Annotated in this window: 17 protein-coding genes; 4 read left to right on the forward strand and 13 right to left on the reverse strand. The window is 75.2% G+C overall.

Translation table 11 applies throughout. The features are described from left to right. Nucleotides 1-228 precede the first annotated feature (228 nt). Both SCWH03_RS21940 and SCWH03_RS21945 read right to left on the reverse strand, forming a co-directional pair. Nucleotides 229-1,020: a uracil-DNA glycosylase gene (locus tag SCWH03_RS21940; protein WP_173266012.1), complete on the reverse strand. Its 792-nt coding sequence runs from the start codon at nucleotides 1,018-1,020 to the stop codon at nucleotides 229-231. Between the two features lie 109 nt (nucleotides 1,021-1,129). Further along, on the reverse strand, nucleotides 1,130-1,798 hold the full coding sequence (locus SCWH03_RS21945) for a type III effector protein (protein ID WP_173266013.1): 669 nt from the start codon (nucleotides 1,796-1,798) through the stop codon (nucleotides 1,130-1,132). Nucleotides 1,799-1,936: 138 nt separating this feature from the next. Between SCWH03_RS21945 and SCWH03_RS21950 the strand changes: the two genes are divergently transcribed. Next, nucleotides 1,937-2,371 (forward strand): Hsp20/alpha crystallin family protein, encoded by a 435-nt coding sequence (locus SCWH03_RS21950; RefSeq protein WP_173266014.1) that lies wholly within the window; start codon nucleotides 1,937-1,939, stop codon nucleotides 2,369-2,371. A 168-nt stretch (nucleotides 2,372-2,539) separates the two neighbouring features. On the opposite strand, the gene SCWH03_RS21955 is transcribed toward SCWH03_RS21950, so the two are convergent. Continuing rightward, nucleotides 2,540-2,761, reverse strand: a complete 222-nt coding sequence (locus tag SCWH03_RS21955; RefSeq protein WP_173266015.1) for a hypothetical protein — start codon at nucleotides 2,759-2,761, stop codon at nucleotides 2,540-2,542. A 251-nt stretch (nucleotides 2,762-3,012) separates the two neighbouring features. On the opposite strand from SCWH03_RS21955, the gene SCWH03_RS21960 reads away from it, so the two are divergent. Beyond that, nucleotides 3,013-3,339: a plasmid stabilization protein gene (locus SCWH03_RS21960; RefSeq protein ID WP_173266016.1), complete on the forward strand. Its 327-nt coding sequence runs from the start codon at nucleotides 3,013-3,015 to the stop codon at nucleotides 3,337-3,339. Nucleotides 3,340-3,596: 257 nt separating this feature from the next. On the opposite strand, the gene SCWH03_RS21965 is transcribed toward SCWH03_RS21960, so the two are convergent. From SCWH03_RS21965 to SCWH03_RS21980, 4 genes are all read right to left on the reverse strand, one after another. Further along, nucleotides 3,597-4,079, reverse strand: coding sequence for a hypothetical protein (locus SCWH03_RS21965; protein ID WP_254076939.1), 483 nt, complete (start codon nucleotides 4,077-4,079; stop codon nucleotides 3,597-3,599). Between the two features lie 449 nt (nucleotides 4,080-4,528). After that, on the reverse strand, nucleotides 4,529-6,094 hold the full coding sequence (locus tag SCWH03_RS21970; protein WP_173266017.1) for a hypothetical protein: 1,566 nt from the start codon (nucleotides 6,092-6,094) through the stop codon (nucleotides 4,529-4,531). Nucleotides 6,095-6,260: 166 nt separating this feature from the next. Then, nucleotides 6,261-6,854, reverse strand: coding sequence for a dihydrofolate reductase family protein (locus SCWH03_RS21975; RefSeq protein WP_173266018.1), 594 nt, complete (start codon nucleotides 6,852-6,854; stop codon nucleotides 6,261-6,263). A gap of 222 nt (nucleotides 6,855-7,076) precedes the next feature. After that, nucleotides 7,077-7,310, reverse strand: coding sequence for a metallothionein (locus SCWH03_RS21980; protein WP_173266019.1), 234 nt, complete (start codon nucleotides 7,308-7,310; stop codon nucleotides 7,077-7,079). A 554-nt stretch (nucleotides 7,311-7,864) separates the two neighbouring features. Between SCWH03_RS21980 and SCWH03_RS21985 the strand changes: the two genes are divergently transcribed. Beyond that, nucleotides 7,865-9,154, forward strand: coding sequence for an RCC1 domain-containing protein (locus SCWH03_RS21985; RefSeq protein WP_173266020.1), 1,290 nt, complete (start codon nucleotides 7,865-7,867; stop codon nucleotides 9,152-9,154). A 231-nt stretch (nucleotides 9,155-9,385) separates the two neighbouring features. After that, complete coding sequence (locus SCWH03_RS21990) at nucleotides 9,386-9,631, forward strand: hypothetical protein (protein WP_173266021.1); 246 nt, start codon at nucleotides 9,386-9,388, stop codon at nucleotides 9,629-9,631. Between the two features lie 193 nt (nucleotides 9,632-9,824). Here the strand turns inward: SCWH03_RS21990 and SCWH03_RS21995 are convergent, their stop codons facing one another. From SCWH03_RS21995 to SCWH03_RS22020, 6 genes are all read right to left on the reverse strand, one after another. Next, nucleotides 9,825-10,943, reverse strand: coding sequence for a PP2C family protein-serine/threonine phosphatase (locus tag SCWH03_RS21995; protein WP_272491100.1), 1,119 nt, complete (start codon nucleotides 10,941-10,943; stop codon nucleotides 9,825-9,827). A gap of 214 nt (nucleotides 10,944-11,157) precedes the next feature. Further along, complete coding sequence (locus SCWH03_RS22000) at nucleotides 11,158-12,204, reverse strand: class I SAM-dependent methyltransferase (protein ID WP_173266082.1); 1,047 nt, start codon at nucleotides 12,202-12,204, stop codon at nucleotides 11,158-11,160. Nucleotides 12,205-12,275: 71 nt separating this feature from the next. Next, nucleotides 12,276-13,586: a glycosyltransferase gene (locus tag SCWH03_RS22005; RefSeq protein ID WP_173266023.1), complete on the reverse strand. Its 1,311-nt coding sequence runs from the start codon at nucleotides 13,584-13,586 to the stop codon at nucleotides 12,276-12,278. After that, entirely contained in the window at nucleotides 13,583-14,491 is a 909-nt protein-coding gene (locus SCWH03_RS22010; RefSeq protein ID WP_254076940.1) for an alpha/beta fold hydrolase, read from the reverse strand. Before SCWH03_RS22010 ends, SCWH03_RS22005 begins: the two co-directional genes overlap by 4 nt. A gap of 3 nt (nucleotides 14,492-14,494) precedes the next feature. Next, nucleotides 14,495-14,836, reverse strand: coding sequence for an acyl carrier protein (locus tag SCWH03_RS22015; RefSeq protein WP_173266024.1), 342 nt, complete (start codon nucleotides 14,834-14,836; stop codon nucleotides 14,495-14,497). Continuing rightward, nucleotides 14,833-20,004, reverse strand: a complete 5,172-nt coding sequence (locus SCWH03_RS22020; protein ID WP_173266025.1) for a type I polyketide synthase — start codon at nucleotides 20,002-20,004, stop codon at nucleotides 14,833-14,835. The genes SCWH03_RS22015 and SCWH03_RS22020 overlap by 4 nt, the downstream gene beginning before the upstream one ends.

A 20,004-nucleotide genomic window follows, 5' to 3' on the forward strand; every position in this document is an offset into this window, starting at 1 on the left:
AACGGCCGTCACCCGTGGGGCGCAAGGGCCGTCACCCGGCCGGCCGAACGGCCGTCACCGTCGGGCGGAACGGGCGCCGCCCGACGGTGGGGACGCCCCGCAGACCGGGCGGCTGCGCAGGCTCCGGCCGCCCGAGTGGAGGGGGTCGCCCGAGTGGAGGGGGTCGCCCGAGTGGAGGGGGCGCCGAGGGCCATGGTCCGTTCGCCGGGTGTGCCCTGTCCCCGCGCCTCAGCGACCCGCCGGCAGCCCCGCCAGTTCCGCGGCCCGGCGCAGCACGTCGACGAGCATCGGCAGGGTGAGCCGGCCGGTGAAGGTGTTGCGACGGCTCGGGTGATAGCTGCCCAGCAGGTGCAGCGGGTGCGCAAGGCCCTCTCCGGGCGGCAGGAGGGCATGGGCACCGTGGCCGAACGCGGGTCGAGGGCGTGGCAGAGCGCGCCCGCTGCCGCGGATCGCCGGGAGGACGGCCCGCCAGCCGAAGCCGCCCAGTGCGACCACGGCGCGGAGGCCCGGTGCCAGCAGACGCAGTTCGGCCGAAAGCCAGTGACGGCAGGTGTCGCGCTCGTCCGCCGTCGGCAGGTTCGCCGGAGGCGCGCAGTGCACCGGCGAGGTCAGGCGTACTCCCCGCAGCGTCAGCCCGTCCCCGGTGTGCCGGGATGACGGCTGGGAGGCGAGGCCCGCCTCGTACAAGGCGGCGAAGAGGAAATCGCCGGCGGTGTCACCGGTGAACATCCGCCCGGTCCGGTTCGCCCCGTGCGCCGCCGGGGCGAGACCGATCACGGCAAGGGGCGCGTCAGCGGGACCGAACCCGGGGACGGGGCGCCCCCAGTACTCCTGGTCCTGGAAGGCGGCGCGCTTGACCCCCGCCACCTCCTCGCGCCAGGCGACGAGCCGGGGGCAGGCACGGCAGCGTGCGATGTGCCCGTCCAGCTCGTCCAGCCCGGCGCAGCGGGGTGCCTGGCCGACCGGGAACAGCGGGTCGTCGGCGCTGGCCCCGGCGCCCCGGCCACGCGGTCGCTCCATGCCTCCACGCTACCCGGGGGTGGGGTGAGCCCGGCGGCCCGCCCGGTCCGGTCCGCGGGCCCGGTCCGCGGGCCCGGTCGGCCAGGCCCGGCGGCTGCCGGCCGCCTGCTCAGCCGGCCTCGTGCCGCCCGCCCGGTTCCCCGAGCAGCCGCTCCGTGCTGCGGGTGATCAGGTCGACGCGGGCCGCGAGGTCCGGGTGACCGGACCGGAGATGCGCGTGTGTCCCGGTCAGCGGCGCGATCAGTGCGGAGGCGTCGTCGGCGGCGAGGGCGCCGGCGAGGCGCGCGACGGGGGCGGCGGCCTCGGCCGGAAGGTCGGTCAGGGCGGTGATCTGTCCCGCCAGCCGGCGCAGGTCTGCGGAATTGCCGCGGGCCCAGGCCGCCACGGTGCGGTTCGCCGCCCGCTGGTCGCGGGTGGCCTGGACGCGCTGCTCGCCGGTGGAGCCGGGCGCCCCCGGGCGTACGCGCAGATAGCGGCGTTCAGCCGCCTGGCGGCTCGCCACACCGAGCGGATGGGCCAGATCCGCCCAGCTGGCTCCCGCCTCACGCGCCGTCTCGATCAGCCTTGGCTCCCAGCCCGCCAGTTCGTCCCGCAGTTGCCGCAGCAGGAGCAGCGCGGCCAGTGCGTCCTCGGCGCCCGTCGCCGGGGAGCCGGGACTCCGCCCGGGGTGTGTGCTGCGGACCGTGTTCAGGGCTTCCCGGATTCTGTCGAGGGCCGCCGCCGCGGCGTGGAGGGAGGCGGATGGCAGGCCGCTGCCACCAGGCTGTTCGGCGTTCATGGGGTCCCTTCGCCTTGATGTCAGTGCGTCATCCTCTCGACGACATCGACTGTTGTCATCGTTTGGATGACATGCTACAACGGAAGCAGGTTGCAGCGCATTGGCCGTTACCGCCTGAACCGACCGGAGGTGTTTCCCATGTTGATGCGCACTGACCCGTTCCGGGAGTTCGACCGGCTGACCCAGCAGCTTCTCGGCACGGCGGGCACCTGGACCCGTCCCTCCGCTGTGCCGATGGACGCGTACCGCGACGGCGACGAATATGTGATCGCCCTCGACCTGCCGGGAGTCTCCCCGGACGCGATCGATATCGACGTGGAGCGGAACATGCTCACCGTGAAGGCCGAGCGCCGGCCTGTCGTGAACACCGACAGCGTGCAGATGGAGCTGTCGGAACGCCCCCTCGGCGTCTTCTCCCGCCAGCTCGTCCTGGCCGACACCCTCGACACCGAGCGCATCAGCGCCGACTACGACGCTGGGGTCCTGACCTTGCGCATCCCGATCGCCGAGCGCGCCAAGCCCCGCAAGATCGCCATCAGCGAGGGGGCCGGCCGCAAGGAGATCAGCACCTGAGTGGATCAGCAGGCGAAGAGATCCCATGCGCGAGGGGACCAGCGCCGGGGCGCTGGTGCTCGGTAGCGCGTCCCCGGCCCGCGCCGGTCGCGGAGGACGGTGGTGCCGCCCCCACGGCGAACCCGTCCTCCGCTGCCGTCTGCCGAACGGACTGTCACGGAGGCACTGTCACGGAGGGGACTCGGCCCACGACTGCGGGCCGCCACCCCGCCATTCGATCAGCGCCGGGTCGTCGATCGCGGTGTCGGTCTCCGGCAGGTTCGCGCGACGCAGAAATTCCAGCACGTCGAACAGGTCGTGCGCGGTGCCGACCGGCTCTCCTCGGATCGTCACCGGTCTGCCCCCGCTCGGCTCGATCGGATGAACGGTCACAGGCGGATTCGTGCCCATGATCCCAGGGTCCATCCGGACCGGTCGGAACGCATCCGGACACGCCCGGACGGGTACCGCCGGTCGCGGGTGCCGTGGGGGCAGTCGGCGCCCTGGGGCCGGGCGGTCCGGTCTCTCCGGCCGCCACCGGACCGGAGCGGCCCCGGTGGCGCGGCGCGGGGTGCGGGTCGAAGATCGCGTCGGGGGAGACCCGGCCGGGGCAGAGCCACCCCCCAGGTTCTGCGCAGGTCCCTCAGCGAAGGAGTACGCATATGCCTGCCGGATCCAGCGCGAAGCGGGAGCGCCAGTACGAACACATCAAGGAGAGCGTGCGGAAGCGGGGCGCCTCGCCCTCACGGGCGAAGGAGGTCGCCGCCCGCACGGTCAACAAGGAACGTGCTCGCGCGGGTGAGTCCAGAACCGTGAGCAGTACCTCGACCCGGGACCCCAAGTCCGCTTCCCGGCGCGGTGGCGAGCGGTCCCACCGCGGAGCGCAGGGACCGACCCGGGACCAGCTCTACGCGGAGGCCAGGAGGCGGAACATCGAGGGCCGCTCCTCGATGAACAAGGACGAACTGCGCCGGGCCCTGGGCCGCTGACCCCCTCCGGACCGCCTGGAAGGCCCCGGAGATCGGGCTGGCCGCCGTCGCCGCCGGGGTGACCGCCGTGCTGCTGGTCTCCCCGGCGGCTGGGCCACGGCCCGGGAGTGTTCCGGCCCGCGGGACCCGACCGGTGCCTGCCGCGGTGCGGGAGGTCCGCGATGCCTCCGTGCCCGCGAGCCGGGCTGGGTGCGGAACCCGGGCGCTGAGGACCGGGACGCTTTCCCGCCGAACCGCCGAACCGCCGCACTGCCGCGTCAGCCGTCGAGTGGAAGGATGTCGGGCACCTGGGTGCGCAGCAGTTGCCCGTCCGTCCGGACGTTGCACTCGCTCACGGTGCGGGAGACCTCGCGTACATAGCCGTTCCGACTGTGCAGCCGCAGCGTCACCGTCACCTCGCCGAGTCCCCGGCGCGGTCCGTCCGCATCGATGAAGGACCGGTACAGCGTGTTGGGCCAGCGGTCGGCGTCGCCGTCCTGCCAGAGCCGTACGGCCGGATCACTGAATCGGCAGAGCTGGCCGCCGTGCGGCTCCTGCAGCAGGGAGTGGCTCAGCGGCAGGGTGCCGAGCAGGGGGACGAGCCGGGAACGCAGATCGTGGTTCTCGATGAAGCGGTACTGCTGCCACTTCCTGCCACTGGGCACGGTCATGCGCAGGGTGACGAGCAGGAAGGGGTGCCCGGCCGAGGACAGCTCAGGTGAGTCCTGGCGCCACTGCGGCCAGGATGTCGACAAGGCCACCGTGCCTTTCCCCGCCTTCTCGGGCTCAGCGCCGCCCGTGCTCGGTCTCCCCCGACCGAGTTTATGTCATCCCGTCATGTCCGCAGGAGGGCAGCGGCACCACCCGACTCCCCAGTGCCCTGGGCCGCTTGAGGGGGACGGGTCCCGGGTCGCAGGGGGCGAGGCCCCGGTCGGTGGCAGTTCCCGGCAGTTCCAGCCAGGGTCCTGGCGGGGTGGGTCGTCCGGTGGGCGGTCCAGGGTTCGGGCCGGCATCCGCTGGGTGCGTCCGCTGGGGCTGCGGATCGCCGGGACGCCGGGGGTGTTCCGGCAGATGCGGGACACCTGTGCGTCTGCCACCGCCGGATCCGGGCCCTGCGCCGGATCCGGCACGGGCGACGGAGCCCCCGGGCCCCCGGGGGGCGTCAGGCGTGGTCCCTCCCGGCCGGTGGCCCCGCCGGTAGTCCTGTCGATCACCCCGCCGGTAGTCCCGCCGGTCGCCCGGGGACCGCGGCGGGGGAGAGGTACGCCCGGTGGCCGGTCCTGGACCGCAGGTCGGGAAGGCGGTACTCGCGCCAGCCGCGGGCGAACGCGGGAGGTGGCTTCCGTCCCGAGACGAGCACCACGACGGGCTGTTCCACGGCGACCCGGGCCAGGGCGGCGGGAGTGATGCTCCGGTCGTGGCCGGAGGGCTGGCGGGAGGCGCACCCCGTGCGGAACGCGACACGTACGGCCTCCTCGCCGGAGACGACGCACGGCGGCCGCACCCCCTGGGCCCGCAGCTCGGCGGCGACGCGGCCGAAGGCCACCGTGTCCGCGCGCACCCGGTCCGTGACCCCGTCGAGCAGCCGGTACTGGACCCAGAGATGGCCCGCGACGGCCGCGATGAGCACACCCGCGAGGATCCCCCGTCCTCGCCTGCTCGCACGGTACGCCGCTACCAGGGCCACGGCCGCGGGGAGTGCCAGCAGCACGTAGGAGGGCAGCAGGAAGCGCGGGGCTGCGTAGCCGACGGTGAAGAGGTACGGCACGGCCATGGACACCCCCACCGCCGTCGCGACCGCGATCTCGGTGCGGTAGGCCGTCCGCCGGGCGGCGAGCACCCCTACGGCCACGACCACGGGCAGCGCGAGGAACCACAGGGACGCCACCGGGTGCTCCCAGGCCACGTCGCACGGGCGGCACAGCGTCCGGCCGCCCAGGGCGCGCGCATGGTCGTCGGCGGCGAAGTACAGGCCCAGACGGCCCTGGATCTCACTCGCTCGCCGTAGCCGTGCACCGAGTCCCCCGTACCGCAGATACGCCTCGACGATCCAGCCGGCGCAGCCCAGGGCGGCGCCGGCCGCCGGCACGGCGACCAGAGTGATCCGGCGGCGTACCCGCAGCACCAGCGCGGCTGCGGCGAGCGGCAGGACCAGCCACACCGCGTCGGTCGGCCGCATCAGCGCCACGAAGGCCACCGCGGCGCCCAGGGCGGTGAGCGCCTGGCGGTCACGGGGGTCCCGGGCCGCTCGCAGGAAGCAGCCCGCGGCGGCCAGCGCACCGAAGGCGACCCACAGGTTCGGCATCACCTGGGGCCCGTAGAACAACGTCACCCACAGTCCCCCGAACAGGGCCCCGGCGATGGCCGCCACGACGGTGGGCACCAGCCCGCGCCATGCCCGCAGCGCCACGAACAGCGCGCAGCCGGAGAGGAGCGCCAGGCACACGCGCAGGACCGCCACCGAGGGGGTGGCGGCGGTGAAGGGCGCGACGAGGTACGAGATGCCCCGGGCGCGTGGTGCGCTGAAGAACGCGGCAGGCGCCTCGGGGCTCACCTGGCTGACGTACACCGTCTCGTCCCAGCCGAGCCCCACACCCGGTACGGACAGGAGCAGCTGGGCGAGCGTGAAGACCGCGGCGACCGCGAGCGGGGGCCAGGGCAGTCGGCGGGCCCCCGCCAGGAGCCGGCCGGCCCGGCGGGACGCCCCGCCACTCGTGTGTCCGCCTCGGCCCGGCACACCGTCCCGGTGGCCGGGGAGCACGCCCGAATGTTCCATGCCTGGTCCCGTCGCAGAACGTGGACGGCTCTCCCGATGCCTCCGTCCCGTCCCCCCACGCTGGGCCCGGCGCCCCGCCGCCACCACGCCGGCGGGGCAGTCGGCCCAAGGGGGCCCTCCGAACGGATGGGGACCGTGACCTCGAACGCCGCGGCCGGTACGGCCGCTATGCCGGGGCGGGCCGGTAGACGCACAGCTGTACGCCGGTGCTGCTGGCGACCGTGGAGACCAGCTCCAGGGTGTGCTTGCCGCCGTCGTCGGGGAAGATGCGCTTCCCGCCGCCGAGGAGCACCGGCATGATCATCAGCCGGAGTTCGTCGGTCAGCCCCTCACTGATGAGGGTGCGCGCCAGGGTCGGGCTGCCCATGACGACCAGATCGCCCCCCTCGGTCTCCCGCAGCTCCCGGATCCGGGCGACGGCCTCGTCGCCGGGGATCCGCCTGGTGTTGTGCCACGTCAGCCTGTCCTCGCCGAGCGTCTGCGAGACGACGTACTTCGGGAGCGCGTTCATCCGGTCGGCGAAGGGATCCCCTGCCCGCTCCGGCCACGCCTGCGCCATCGTCTGCCAGGTGCGGCGGCCGTACAGCAGCCCCTCCGCCTTCGCCAGCACCTCGTCGAAAGCGCCGCCCACCGTCTCCGGGTCGAAGAACGGGTGCGACCAGCCGCCATGGGCGAAGCCGCCCTCGGTGTCCTCATCGGGGCCGCCCGGGGCCTGGACGACCCCGTCCAGGCTGATGAACTCGATGATGACGATGCGCATGGGAGTGCTCCTCTGCTCTGCTCCGGTGAACTACGGGAGGGGAGACTGCGCGGAGGACGAAAACTCATCGCGCTCTCTGCGGCCCGGGTCGACCAGGAGCGCCGGTGACGAGCGGCACGGCGGAAGGATCTCGGGGCAGCGGCCGTGAAGAAGGGACCCCGCGCGGGTCAGCCGGGCGAGGGGCGGACCCACCGGCAGCGTCACCTCCCCACGTGCTCGCCGTCATGCGTGGTCGGCGAGTTCCGAGACGCCCTTCCTGCGGGCACAGTGCGCACAGCAGAAGAACTGCCCGTCGGCCTGCAGTCCGTGCCCGAGGATCCGGCACCCGCAGTTCTCGCACATCGGCGCCATGCGCTGGGCCGCGCACTCGATGCTGTCGAACGTGTGCACCGCCCCCGCGGCATGCACCTCGAACGACATCTCGTACTCGTTGCCGCAGACTTCGCACATGGCCATAGCGGTGCCCTTCGCGTTCCGGGGGTGTTGGCCGGAAGGTAGCGAGTGACGGCTCGGGCGACCGCCGACACGGAGGGGGGCACGGCCGACGGGCCTACACGCGCCACCCGCCCGGCCCCATCGCGGGCGGCGGGTGTTCCCCGGTCGTCCGCCCGGCCTCGCCGCGCCCTGCCGACGTCCACCGCCCCCGTTCCCGCTCGTTCCCGGTTCTTCGCCCCGTTCCCCGTTCTTCGCCCCGTTCCCCTGCGCACCCTTCCTCCGTGTCCACCGCCTCCCCGCGCGCCGTGCGCACCCGGCGGCTCGCCCCCGGCGCGCATGCGCCCGACGGGGATGGTGGGCCCGGTCCGCCTCGGGCCCCGCGCCCCGGGAAGGGGCTCGGGCGGCGGCCGGCCCCACACCACCGGCGGAGGGTCCGCCCGGGCGCGGTGCGCAGGGGCCCGCACGTGTCGTACCCGGTAGCGCGGGGCCGACTGGTATGCCTGTGAGCGATTTCCGCGGACTCCGTACCGCCCGGAGGCGGCGGGGTGCGGGACCGGACGAGAAGGGAACGTGTCATGGGTGAGCCGAATCGGCCGGTGCGCCGCGCCGCGGACCGTACCGGCAGGGTGCTGGCCGCCGTACTGGTGGTGGGCCTGGTCTGGACACCGGGCGCCCACGCGGCCGGTCCGTCCGGTGACGGCGGTGCCGTCGTGCCGTTCGCACAGGCCTGGGGCGGCAACGAGGACGGCCAGCTCGGCAACGGCGGAGGCACCGGCAGCACCGTGCCCGTCACCGTTCCGGGACTGACCGGGATCAGGGACCTCGCCGCCGGCCTCGAACACAGCCTCGCGCTGGTGCGGGACGGCACCGTGTGGGCGTGGGGCGGCAACGACAACGGCCAGCTCGGCGACGGTACGGAGACCGACAGCGGTGACCCCGTCCAGGTCCTGGGCCTGACCGGGGTGACGGCCGTCGCCGCGGGCGACGACTTCAGCCTCGCGCTGGCGGGTGACGGCACCGTGTGGGCGTGGGGCGACAACGACAACGGCCAGCTCGGCGACGGCACGCTCGCCGACAGTTCCCTGCCCGTGCAGGTGCACGGGCTCTCCGGGGTGACGGCCGTCGCCGGCGGCGACAACCACGCCGTCGCGCTGGCGGGTGACGGCACCGTGTGGGCGTGGGGCGACAACGACAACGGCCAGCTCGGCAACGGCAGGTTCGCCGACAGCACCATTCCCGTCCGGACGCTGGACATCACCCGGGCCAGGGCTGTGGCAGCCGGTGGCGACCACAGCCTCGCCGTCGCGCGGGACGGCCTGGTGCAGGCCTGGGGAGACAACTACTCGGGGCAGTTGGGCAACGGCACCAGCATCGACAGCACGACCCCGGTGGAGGTGCAGGCACTCACCGGGGTCGAGGCCGTTGCGGCGGGACTCGGCCACAGCCTCGCGCTGGCGGGTGACGGCACGGTGTGGGCCTGGGGCGGCAACGCCTCGGGGCAACTGGGCGACGGCACCACGACCGACAGCACCGTCCCCGTACGGGTGCGAGGCCTCCGAGGGGTGACCGCCATCGCCGCCGACGAGAGGCACAGCCTCGCCCTGACGTCATTCTGCGGCTGTGGCGCCGGCCTGCCGTCCTGCGGCTGTGACGACCGGCCGGGCGCTCTCCCTCCGGTCGGCCGGCCCGTCCCCGGCGACGGGCCCGCCGGTCCCGGGGGTGCCGTCCATGCCTGGGGCGAGAACGGCGAGGGGCAGCTCGGCGACGGGACCACCGACGACAGCAGCGTCCCCGTGGGCGTGACCACCGCCAACGGAGGTGCCACCCTCGTCGCGGCAGGCGGTGAACACAGCCTGGCGGGCTGAGGCCGGGCGCACCGGCGGTGGCGCCGTGCACCCTCGCCCGGCAGCCGGCGGAGGGGACCGGGGGAGCCGGGAGCCGCTTCGCGCGGGGCACGCGGCCGGCCTCCGGTGGTCCGCGGGTGTCCCCGTCGCACCCGCGGACCCGGGAAGCCGCCGGGACACGGCCGGGGCGGTCGGGGCAGCCGGGGCCCGGCCCGCGATGACTGACCGGCCCCCGGAGGTACGCTCCCTCGTATGAGCAGCCGTCCCCGTCGTCGTGCGTGGCCCCCGAGGGTCGAGGAACTGCCGCCCCCGGCCTATCCGGCCCAAGACGGAGCGCTGCAGATCACCGCGACCGACTGCGAGCGCTGCGGCACCCGGCTGTCCGGCATCAACGGCCGCTACGCGTGCGGGGTGTGCGGGTGGACGAACCCGTGGAACGACGGGCACCGGGATCTGCCGAGTGCCGAGGAGGACCCCGACTACCCACACCGGCGGTAGACCGGTGGGACCGGCGGCAGCACCCCCGCCCGCCGCCGGTCGGCCCGCCCGCCCCCGGTGCAGGGCCCGCGCCCGGAGCCGAACCGGGTCGCGGTGCCGGCGCGGTTGCCGGGAGGCACGGGGGTACTGCCGGGCCCTGCCGCATCGCGGGGGGTACCCCGGGGGAGCGCGGCGGAGCGGGCGGGCGCGGCGGCTATGCCGCCACCTCCTGCCCCTGCCTGTCGGGGCAGGTCACGGCGAGTGCGGCGATGTCGTCGTCGAGCCGCCCGCCGCTGTAGCGGAGCAGGTCCTGGTGGAGCCGGTCGAGCAGGTCCCGCGGCGCCGCCGGCCCGTTGTGCCGCATCCAGTCCGGCAGCGGGAAGAACGCGCCGTCGCGGTCCCGGGTCTCCGTCACCCCGTCCGTGTAGAGCAGCAGATGGTCGCCCGGACCGAAGGGAACTGTGTCGACCTGGTAGTGGTCTCCGACGAGTGCCGCCAGATTCAGCGGTGGCGACGGGGTGGACGGTTCCAGGACGCGGGTCTGCCCGGCGTGTACGAGCAGCGGCGCGGGATGGCCGCAGTTGAGGATCCGGACGGCTGTGCCGTGGTGCGGGATCTCGACGAGCAGGGCGGTGGCGAAGTGCTCGGGCAGCTCCTGGGCGGGGAACGCCGCGGTGTAGCGGATGATGCTGGTCTCCAGCCGGCGGGTGATGCCCTTGAGGTCGGGCTGGTCGTACGCGTTCTCCCGGAAGCAGCTGATCAGAGCCGAGGCGGCGCCCACCGCCGACAGGCCCTTGCCCCGCACGTCGCCGATGAGCAGCCGCACGCCGTACGGGGTGTCGGCCACCTCGTAGAAGTCGCCTCCGATCCGGGCCTGCTCCTGGGCCGCCAGGTACAGGGCACCGAGTTCGATGTGGCTGATGCGGCTGGGCAGCGGGCGCAGCAGGACCTGCTGGGCCGCGTCGGCGACGAGCCGTACGTGGAACAGCGCCTCCTCGCGCTTGATCCGCACATGGCTCGCGTACCCGGCCGCCAGGGTCACCAGGACGATCGCGGCCGCGGTGTACGGCATCCCGAGGTCGGTGTAGAAGAAGCTGAGGCTGACCATGACCGCCAGGCAGAACGCTCCCAGCAGGAGTGTGGGGAGTACGGGCCACATGGCCGCGGCGAGCGCCGGGGCCGCGGGCAGCAGCCTGCTGAAGGCGATCTCCCTCGGTGTGGAGAACGCCAGGGAGGCGATGACGACGGTCAGGATCGCCGGCGACAGCAGGGCAGCCTTCCACCTGGCTCCGTAGAGACGACGAGGGCGCCGCTGCCGACCGGACATGATCACAAAAAGCATCATATCCGGGCATAGGGCGGGGTGGGCCGTGGCGGTCTGAGCCGATGTGCCCACGAGGCGGACCGCGCCCGGCCCCGGCGGGGCCGGGCGCGGTCCACGGGCTGCGGCATGCGCCGTGATCGGTGCGTGTGCGTGTGCGTGCGGGCTGCCCTCGCGGTGCCCGTACCGACGTCCCCTCGCGCTCGTGCCGCCGGCGGTCGCGCCGTCAGTCCCTCCGGGCCACCAGGCGGTACGCGTTGCACAGGCCGAGGCGGTCGGCGAAGGGCGCGACCGCGTGGTCCAGCAGGGCCGCGGCCGCCAGCGCCGGGACGCCCGCGAGGAGCGCGGCACCCCGCAGCGCACGGCGCGCCGGACCGGTGGGCACCAGCCACGGCATGTCGTCCCGAGGCACGGCCCCCTCCAGCGCCAGCCACACGGCGGCCACCAGATCCACCGGCTCGTGCGCCGTGCGGTGCTGCTCCGCCAGCACCGTGAACCCCTGGTCCGACAGCGCGCCGCGCAGATTACCCACCGGCAGGAGATGGAGGTGCTGGGGCTGGAGCCAGGGCAGCCACCAGCGGCCGAGCAGGTGCGCGTAGCGGCTCTCCGGGTCCGGCACCTCCACGACCAGAAGCCCGCCCGGACGCAGCGACGTGCGGGCCGCCTCCAGCTCCCGCAGGGGGTCCGTGCAGTGCTCCAGGTAGTGGAACAGGCTCACCGCGTCGTACGCCCCGGCGAGCTCCCCTGCCAGCTCCGTGAGGCCGCCCCGCAGGCCCCGCTCGACACGCCCCCTGCGCTCGGCGACCTCGACCCCCTCGGACCGGTCGAGTCCGTCGAACACCACCTCGGGCAGCAGCGTACGGGCCGCCTCGCAGAAGTGCCCGTGCCCGGTCCCCACGTCGAGCCACCGCTTCACCCCGCCGAGGCCGGGCCGCACGAGATGGGGCCGAACGGACGCCGCGCGCCGCCGGTAGGACCGGGTGCGCCCGGCGAACATCGCGTCCAGCTGCTGCTCGCCGAGCCCGTCGTAGAAGTCGCGGTAGTAGAAGTCGAGCCCCCGGGCGTTCAACCGGGGGTTCTGGAAGAGGTGGCCGCAGGAGTGGCAGCGTTCGACCCGGAACCTTCCGGGCTTGTGCTGGATCAGGTCGCCGGTCAGCAGATGCCCGCCGATCCGGACCGAGCCGCACCACGGGCAGCTGTGGCGCAGCGGTTCGAAGAACGCCTGGGGCCCGTCGGCGAGCGCGGCCCCGTACTCCTCGCGCAGCGCCGCCACGGTCTCCCGTCTGGCCCGGGTCGCGCTGTCCCGTCCGGCCAGACGTCCACGGGAGCGCTTCTCTCGGGGCGTCATCCGGCCTCCCGGCCCTCGGGGCCATCAGGGTCATCGGCGCCATCCGGGCCCTCGCGGTTCTCGGAGTTCCCGGGGGCGCGAGACGTCTCGGCCATTCGTTCGAGATGATCCGCCGCGGCCGGGGCCCCGCCCGCCGACCGCAGGGCCGATCCGACGGCGCGGGCGGCGGCCCGGTGACCGGGGTCGTACAGCACGGCGTCCACGGCGGACCCGATACGGGCCGCGGAGGCCCGCCCGAACCGGACGCGGACCCCGGCACCCGCGTCGCAGACCTGCGCGGCGACGACCGGCTGGTCGTCCCGGATCGGCGCTACGACGAGGGGGAGCCCCTGCCCCAGCGCCTCGACCACCGTGTTGTGACCGGCATGGCAGACGACGGCGCCTACGTGCCGGAGCAAGGCGAGCTGGGGTACGGCCGGGAGGGCGAGCAGATCCCCGTCCGGCCTGGCGCCACCCGTCCCCGGCCCCGGAAGGGCGCCGCCCGCCCCGGTGCTGCCGGGGCGGGCGGCGAGGGCGCCCTCCGGGTCGACGACGACGGCCTGCAACCGGTCCGCGCGCGCCCGCAGGGCCTCGGCGCACGCGGCGAGGAAGCGCCCTCCGGCACCGGTGTTCGCGGTGCCGAGGGTGACCAGCACCGTTGCCCGCGAGGGGTCCAGCCATTCCCAGGGGAAGTCCGCCTGCGAGGGGCGGGCGCCCAGCGAAGGGCCCACCCAGCGGATCGCGTCACCGCCCCTGGCGGGCGGTCCGGCCAGCTCCGGCACGGTGAACGCCAGCACCAGGCGCGGGGAGAACCGCGGATCCGCCGTGCCCGCAGGGTCCCCGATGCGGGCCCGCAGTTCCCGCAGCAGCCCGTCGATCCACGCGGCGGCCCTGGGCATGGCCGCCAGCGCGTCCGTGAACTCGGCCGGCGTCGTCGCCGACGTCGCCCACGGCACTCCGAGCCGCTCGGCCACCAACGCCCCGGCCGGCGCCTGCTGGTCCGCCAGGACCACATCGGGCCGAAACGCCAGCGCCGCCTCCCGTACGCCGTCGGCCATGGCGTCCGCGAGCGGCACCAGGAACCGCTCCCACAGGAACCGCAGGGCCTCCGGGCCCCGGATGTCCGCGGGCCTGACGGGGCGCTCCGCCTCCGCCCAGGACGCCGGCGAGGGGAAGACGGGTGCGTCCGGCCCGGCGAGACGGCGCACCAGCTCGGGCACCCCCGCCCAGGCCACGTGATGTCCTCGGGCGGTCAGTTCCGCGGCGACCCCCACCAGCGGGTTGACGTGCCCCACGAGCGGAGGCACGACCAGAAGGAAGCGGCTCATGGGGTGTTCACCTCCGCCGGCACGGCCGGCACCCGGTGCCCCGTGCCGGGGCCCCTGCCGGGCCTCGCGCCGGGCCCGGTACCGGCGCGAGGCCTCGTAGCGGGGGCGCCGCTCGCGGGGTGCTCGGCGATCCACGCGAGGACCTCGTCGCGTACCCGGCCCGGGGCCTCCACCAGCACCGAGTGCTCATGGCCCGGCACCGGCACCGTCCTGCTGCGCGGCAGCAGGGACCCCAGCCACGGGGCCTGCTCGCACAGATCGGAGTCGGCCCCGTACACGGCGAGCACCGGGGGGTCCAGCAGGCGCAGCGCGTCCTCGGTGACCGGTGCGCAGACGGTGAGTTCGTCGGCGATCGCGGTGTCCCGCACCAGCCTGCCCGCGGACCTCGCCAGCCGGGCCGTGCGGCGGCCCCGGTGCGCCGTGATCCAGTCGAGTGCCTCGCTCTCGTTGACGGTCATCTCGTGCCGGACCCGCTCCAGCAGTCCGGCGATCTTGCGCGCCCAGGACGCCGTGGCCGGCTCGGACTCGACGACCGAGATGCTGGCGACCCGCTCCGGGTGCCGCAGGGCGTAGTCGAAGGACACGGTGCCGCCGAAGGAGTTGCCGACCAGATGGACCCGGCCGGGGAGCTCCAGCCGGTCCAGGAGCGCGCCGAGGTCGTCCGTGAACCTGCCGAGCTGGTAGCCGAGGGCCGGTCTCCCGCTGCGGCCGTGGCCCCTGTGGTCGTACATGACGACATCCAGCCCGGCCGCGGCGAACTCGGGGGCCACGGTGAAGTAGTAGCTGGCCAGGCTGTCGGTGAGCAGCCCGTGCAGCAGGACGACGGTCTCCCGGCCCCCGCGGCCCTCGGCGGGGCCGAGCCGCTGGACGTGCAGGCGTGCACCGGCGGTGTCGATGATCGCCATCGGTCAGGCCGCCCCCGCGCTCTTCAGGCAGCTCGCCACGTGCTCGACCAGCCGGCCGACGGTGAGTTCGATGATGTCGTCGAGTTCCATCGAGGCCACGAACTCGGCGAAGTTGACCTGGCGCCCGTACCGGGCCTCCAGATGGCCGGCGAGGGTGACCAGGTCGATGCTCTCGAACTCCAGGTCCCTGCCGAACCTGGTCTGCGTCCCGATCTCGGTGCCGTCGAGGCCGTCGGTGCCGTCGAGGCCGTCGTCCTCGAGAACCTCCGCGATCATGGCCGTGATGTCGGCGAGTATCGCGTCCTCGTCCGCCTCCGGCGGACCCGCCGGATGAGTCGTGGTCACGTCCTGTCCTCCTCGTGTCCGTTCCGGTGCCGTTCCGGTCCCTCGGTCCACGCCACGACGTACGAGCGCGGGGGGAGTCCCGGGGGATTGGCCACCTGTGCGCACCTGATCCGGTACACCCGGACCGGCGTGCCCGCGGCACCGCGCACCTCGACCGACATCCGGTGCCCGGACGCCGCCACGACGGCGAAGTCCTTGGGGCGGCCGCCGAAGCCGGTCCCCTCCGCCTTGGCCGCCGCCTCCTTGGCCGCCCAGAAGCGGGTGAACCACAGAGCCGTCGAGGCGCCCGCCCGCCCGCCGTCGCCCTCGGCGGTGTGGGTATGACAGGCGATCAGCAGCTCCTGCTCGGCCGGTGCCAGGGCCGCGGCCAGCGTGGCAGCGGACGGTTCGGCGATCTCCTCGATGTCGATGCCCGGCCCGGTGGCCGCGCCTGGGCCCGCGCCTGTGCCGGTATCCGTGCCTGGGCCTGGGCCCGCGCCCGCGTCGGCACCCGCGTCCGCGTCCGGGAGCGGCCGGCAGGGGCGCACGATCGCCACGGCGGCCTCGGCCCGGTGGGCGAGGGAGACGGCCAGCGGCGGCAGGGTCCGCCCATGCGTCCCGGTCACCCGGGGCCGCCCCCGCTCGTCGTTGTCCACTCTGAGCTCGGCGGGGAAGACCGGGCCCTCACCCCGCTGCCACAACCACTGCCGTACGGCGTCCTTGGCGGCGATCCGGCCGAGCAGCCACTGCCGGCGGCCGCGCGGCGACTGCCCTTCGTACGCGGCGCGTTCGGCGCTCCCGAGCATATTGCGCATGATCAGATCGCGGGACGCCAGGTCCGGCCAGCGCTCGTGCACCAGCGCCCAGCCGCCGGGGCGGGCCTCGGACAGCGCATGGCGCTCGGGGAAGCGCTCGACCGGGCGCGTGTGCGGGTCGTTGTCGAACCGGCGGTCCTGCCAGCCGGTCAGCTCCGCCCAGACACCGCCGCCGGAGGTCAGCTGGACGTCCGCCTCCAGGAGGTCCCGGGTGAGCGAGGTGACGCGGACCAGGCAGCCCACCGGGCTGCCGGGCCGCGGAGCGGGACCGAAGAACCGCATCTGCCGCATCCGCACCGGGAACACCACCGTCCGCTCGGTGCCGGTCGCCATGATCCAGTAGCCGAGGACCTGGCCGACGCTGTCCAGCAGCGCGCCCGGCGCCGATGGCGCGGTCAGCAGCGCGCGGACGTGCCGCCGGCCGATGCCCCGCAGCGCGGTGACCCCCTGGTATGCGGGGCCGTGGAACATCCAGCGCTCGGCGTACAGCTGGGCTGCCGAGTGCTCCGGCGCGCGTTCGCCGCCGAGTCCCGCCGGATCCCAGACGGGTGGGGGAGCGGGGTACCGGGCGGCGACCTCCACGACGCCGCGGGCGTAGGGGCCGAAAGACACGGCGACCCGCCCCGGGCCCGATGGCGCGGTGCCGACCGCCACGTCCGTGGGCTCGGCGGCGGGCAGCCACCGGTCGAACCGGGCGTCGTGCACGGCGACCGCGCGGGTGCCCGGCGCACTGCGCTCGGCCGCCTCCATCAGGTGGTGGACGATCGTCGTGGCCGGGACGACGGGCCACCGGTCGGCCACCTCGGGCCAGTCCGCCCGCTGCCGGAAGAAGCAGTGGTCGAGCAGGTACGGCATCGCCGCGATGCCCACCCGGACCGGGTACTCCGATCGGCCGCGGGATGCCCAGGGGCCGGTTCCGTCCGGGGGCGCCTGCGGGAGCGCCGCCCAGGGCCCGTCCGGCGGGGCGGCGGGGCCGGGGCCGGAGGACGGGCGGGCGGGGCGGGCCCAGGGAGGCCGGGGCGGCGGGACGGCGGCGCGGGTGTGTGCCGCGCCGCCGTGCCTGCGTGCCGGTACGGAGCGGCCGGCCGCCTCGACGACCTCGGCGGCGGCGGCCGCCGTCTCCCGCATCAGCGCGTCCAGTTCCGCCAGCGCGGGAGAGCGGTTCGCCGGGCGCCCGGTCCCGGCCCCGGCTGCGGCCCCGGGCCTGGTCGCGGTTCCCTCCGCCGCAGGAGCGCCGGCCGGTCCCGCCGTACCGGGGGCCGTCGGCGCCGCAGCGGCGGTCCCGGCCATGGCCGTCCCCGTCGTGGCCGTCCCGGCCGCTGCATCGTCGCGCCCGCCCCGCAGCGACAACCGCAGCCCGGCGAGCACCCCCGGATCCAGCGAGACCAGCCCGCCGCCCAGGTCCAGACGTACCGGAAGCCGCGGCGGGACGGTGCTGCCACCGCCACCGCCACCGCCCCCGGGAGCGGCACCCCCTGGGCCCCCGGCGCCCGCGCCGCCGCCGGCATCGGCATCGGCATCGGCGGGACCGGCCGGCGTGGTGCCATCGTGGTCGACCACGCAGGGGTCGACCGCCGCGCCCACCGTCCACAGTGCCACCGCGACCCGTCTGAGCTGGGCCAGGCCCGGACGGTGCGGCGAGTTGGCGGCGACGGCGAGATGGTCCCGCCCCGCCAGCGTGTCCCCGATGAGCGACCCCAGGGCTCCCGTACCGACCTGGACGAAGGCCCGGAACCCCGCTGCATGCAGCGACTCCGTCAACTGGCGGAAGCGCACGGGCTCCAGCAGATGGCGGACGAACAGCTCCCGGACGGCGGCCTCGTCGGCGGGGAAAGGGGACGCCGTCGTGCCCGACCAGACCGGCACGGTCGGCGGATGCAGCGCGAAGCGCTCCGCGGCGGCGCGGAACGGGCCCAGCGAGGGTTCCAGCATGGGCGTGTGGAATCCCGAACGGAACGGCAGCACGCGGCACAGCACACCCCGGGTGCGGAAGACGCGGACGAACTCCCCCACCGCTCCCGGCGGTCCGCAGACCATCGACTGGCTGGGCGCGTTGTCGTGGGACAGGGTCACCGGCAGCCGAAGGGCCGTCAGTTCCGCGACGACACGGTCCGCCGGCGCACCCACCGCGGCGAAGGCGAGGTCGGGCACCGTCACCGAGTCGGGGTCGAGCGAGGCCGTGAACTCGTCGACGGCGCGCGCGGAGTACAGGCCCGCGGCCGCCATCGCCGTCCACTCGCCGATGCTGTGCCCGGCCACCGCCTCCGGCACCACGCCCATCCGGCGCAGTGCCGAGTCCAGCAGCCGGCCCACCGCGACCACACCGAGCCCGTGCCGGCCGATGTCCCCGACCCGGGCGGCCGTCCCGTCTCCCGGCGGCGAGCCGACCGGGCCGAAGCGCTGTGCGACGTCGTCGACGCGCGGCTCGAACTCGGCCTCAAGACCCGGGAAGACGAAGGCGATCCGGCCCGGCCGTTCGCCGCCGAGCAGCGGGTACGGGGCGAACCACACGTCGCTGCGGCCCTGCCACGCCCGGCCCTTGGCGGTCACCCGGCGGGCGAGTGCCAGCCGCTTCGGTGTGGGGCCGACGATCCCGAGACGGGCCCGCCCGGCGATCCGTCCGCCGAGCCGTCCGCCAGGACGTCCGCCGGGGGTGAGCCCCGACGCCAGCACGGTGGAGTCGTCGGCGTCCAACTGGGCGGCGAGGTCCTCCGGCGTTTCGGCGCTCAGCAGCAGCACGCGCTCCGGCTCGGTCACGGCGGTGACCGCAGGCGTCCCGCCGCGACCGGCCGGCACCCCGGCGGCTGCCGCCGGGAGCGCCGCCCCCTGTCCGGGGGCGGCCGTGAACGGCCGCACCTGCGGCGCCTGTTCGAGGACGACATGGGCGTTGACCCCGCCGAACCCGAAGGCGTTCACCGCCGCACGGCGCGGAGCGCCCCCGGGGCCGGGCCCCCACGGCTCCGCCTCGGCGAGCGGACGGAAACGGGTGCCGGCGAGCGCGGGATGCGGATCGTCGCAGTGCAGGGTCGGCAGCAGTGTCGCATGGTGCACGGCGAGAGCCGCCTTGACCAGGCCGGCGACCCCCGCCGCCGGCATCGCGTGGCCGATCATCGACTTCACCGAGCCGATCACGGCCGTCCGATCGCCGTTGCCGTTGCCGTTGCCGCGGTGGCGGTCCTGCCCGTCCGGTGCCCCGAACACCTCCCTCAGTGTGCTCAGTTCGGCCGTGTCACCGGCGGGGGTGGCCGTGCCGTGCGCCTCCAGCAGACCGAGCGACCCCGGCTCGGCGGGATCCAGCCCGGCCGCCTGCCATGCCTGCCGTACGGTGCGTACCTGGCCGCGCGGATCAGGGTTGGTCAGTCCTGCCGTACGCCCGTCGCTGCCGACCGCGGTGCCCCTGACGACCGCGTAGACCCGGTCCCCGTCCCGCGCGGCGTCCGCCAGCCGCTTCAGCACGACCACGCCCGTGCCCTCGCCGATGAGGATGCCGTCCGCGTCCCGGTGGAAGGGGCGGATGCGCTGACTCGGGGACAGGGCGCGCAGTTGCGAGAAGACGCTCCACAGCGTGATGTCGTGGCAGTGGTGCACACCGCCCGCGAGGACCACGTCGCACCGCCCGGACGCCAGCTCGCCCACCGCCTGGTCCACGGCGACGAGCGAGGAGGCGCACGCGGCGTCCACGGTGTAGGCGGGTCCGCGCAGGTCGAGCCGGTTGGCCAGCCGGGAGGCCGCGAGATGGGGCACCAGTCCGATGGCGTTCTCCGGCCGGTCGGGACCCAGGCGCTCGGTGAACGCCTCCCGTACCCGGGCGAGCTGCTCGGGTACGAGGTCCGGCAGCAGCTCCCCGAGGGTGTGCACCAGCTGGGCCGCGGTGCGCACCCGCTGGTCGAGGCGCACCAGCCCCGGCGTCAGATAGCCGCCCCGGCCCAGCACGACGCCGACCCGCTCCCGGGCCGGCAACCGGTCCTCCCCGCCCGCGTCGGCGATGGCCGACGCGGCCACCTGGAGCGCGATCAGCTGGTCGGGTTCGGTACCGGGCACCGAACTGGGCATGATGCCGAAGCGGGCCGCGTCCACGTCGGCCAGGGCGTCCACGAAGCCGCCGCGCCGGCAGTAGACCCGGTCCGCCGCGGCCGGACCTGCCGCGGCTTCCGGGTGGTAGTACGCGGCGTCCCAGCGGCCCTCGGGCACCTCGCCGATGGCGTCGGCCCCGGCGGCCAGATTGCGCCAGTAGGCCGCCAGATCGCCGGCTCCCGGCAGCAGTACGGCCATCCCCGTGATGGCGACGGGGACACCGCGGCCGCCGTGGCCCGAAGCGCGCGGCCCGCCGCCGTCGGGCCGGTCCGCGCCCGCACGCGCCCCTCCCCCGGCCAT

This window comes from Streptomyces pacificus (genome assembly GCF_011766325.1).
GTDB lineage: Bacteria > Actinomycetota > Actinomycetes > Streptomycetales > Streptomycetaceae > Streptomyces > Streptomyces pacificus.

What these genes read in the sequence shown, in the direction of transcription:
- SCWH03_RS21945 (WP_173266013.1), bottom strand. Translation starts at nt 1,798, where the DNA reads ATGAACGCCGAACAGCCTGGTGGCAGCGGCCTGCCATCCGCCTCCCTC.
- SCWH03_RS21980 (WP_173266019.1), bottom strand. Translation starts at nt 7,310, where the DNA reads ATGGCCATGTGCGAAGTCTGCGGCAACGAGTACGAGATGTCGTTCGAG.
- SCWH03_RS21955 (WP_173266015.1), bottom strand. Translation starts at nt 2,761, where the DNA reads ATGGGCACGAATCCGCCTGTGACCGTTCATCCGATCGAGCCGAGCGGG.
- SCWH03_RS21990 (WP_173266021.1), top strand. Translation starts at nt 9,386, where the DNA reads ATGAGCAGCCGTCCCCGTCGTCGTGCGTGGCCCCCGAGGGTCGAGGAA.
- SCWH03_RS22005 (WP_173266023.1), bottom strand. Translation starts at nt 13,586, where the DNA reads ATGAGCCGCTTCCTTCTGGTCGTGCCTCCGCTCGTGGGGCACGTCAAC.
- SCWH03_RS21940 (WP_173266012.1), bottom strand. Translation starts at nt 1,020, where the DNA reads ATGGAGCGACCGCGTGGCCGGGGCGCCGGGGCCAGCGCCGACGACCCG.
- SCWH03_RS21970 (WP_173266017.1), bottom strand. Translation starts at nt 6,094, where the DNA reads ATGGAACATTCGGGCGTGCTCCCCGGCCACCGGGACGGTGTGCCGGGC.
- SCWH03_RS21985 (WP_173266020.1), top strand. Translation starts at nt 7,865, where the DNA reads ATGGGTGAGCCGAATCGGCCGGTGCGCCGCGCCGCGGACCGTACCGGC.
- SCWH03_RS22010 (WP_254076940.1), bottom strand. Translation starts at nt 14,491, where the DNA reads ATGGCGATCATCGACACCGCCGGTGCACGCCTGCACGTCCAGCGGCTC.
- SCWH03_RS22020 (WP_173266025.1), bottom strand. Translation starts at nt 20,004, where the DNA reads ATGGCCGGGGGAGGGGCGCGTGCGGGCGCGGACCGGCCCGACGGCGGC.
- SCWH03_RS21960 (WP_173266016.1), top strand. Translation starts at nt 3,013, where the DNA reads ATGCCTGCCGGATCCAGCGCGAAGCGGGAGCGCCAGTACGAACACATC.
- SCWH03_RS21975 (WP_173266018.1), bottom strand. Translation starts at nt 6,854, where the DNA reads ATGCGCATCGTCATCATCGAGTTCATCAGCCTGGACGGGGTCGTCCAG.
- SCWH03_RS21950 (WP_173266014.1), top strand. Translation starts at nt 1,937, where the DNA reads ATGTTGATGCGCACTGACCCGTTCCGGGAGTTCGACCGGCTGACCCAG.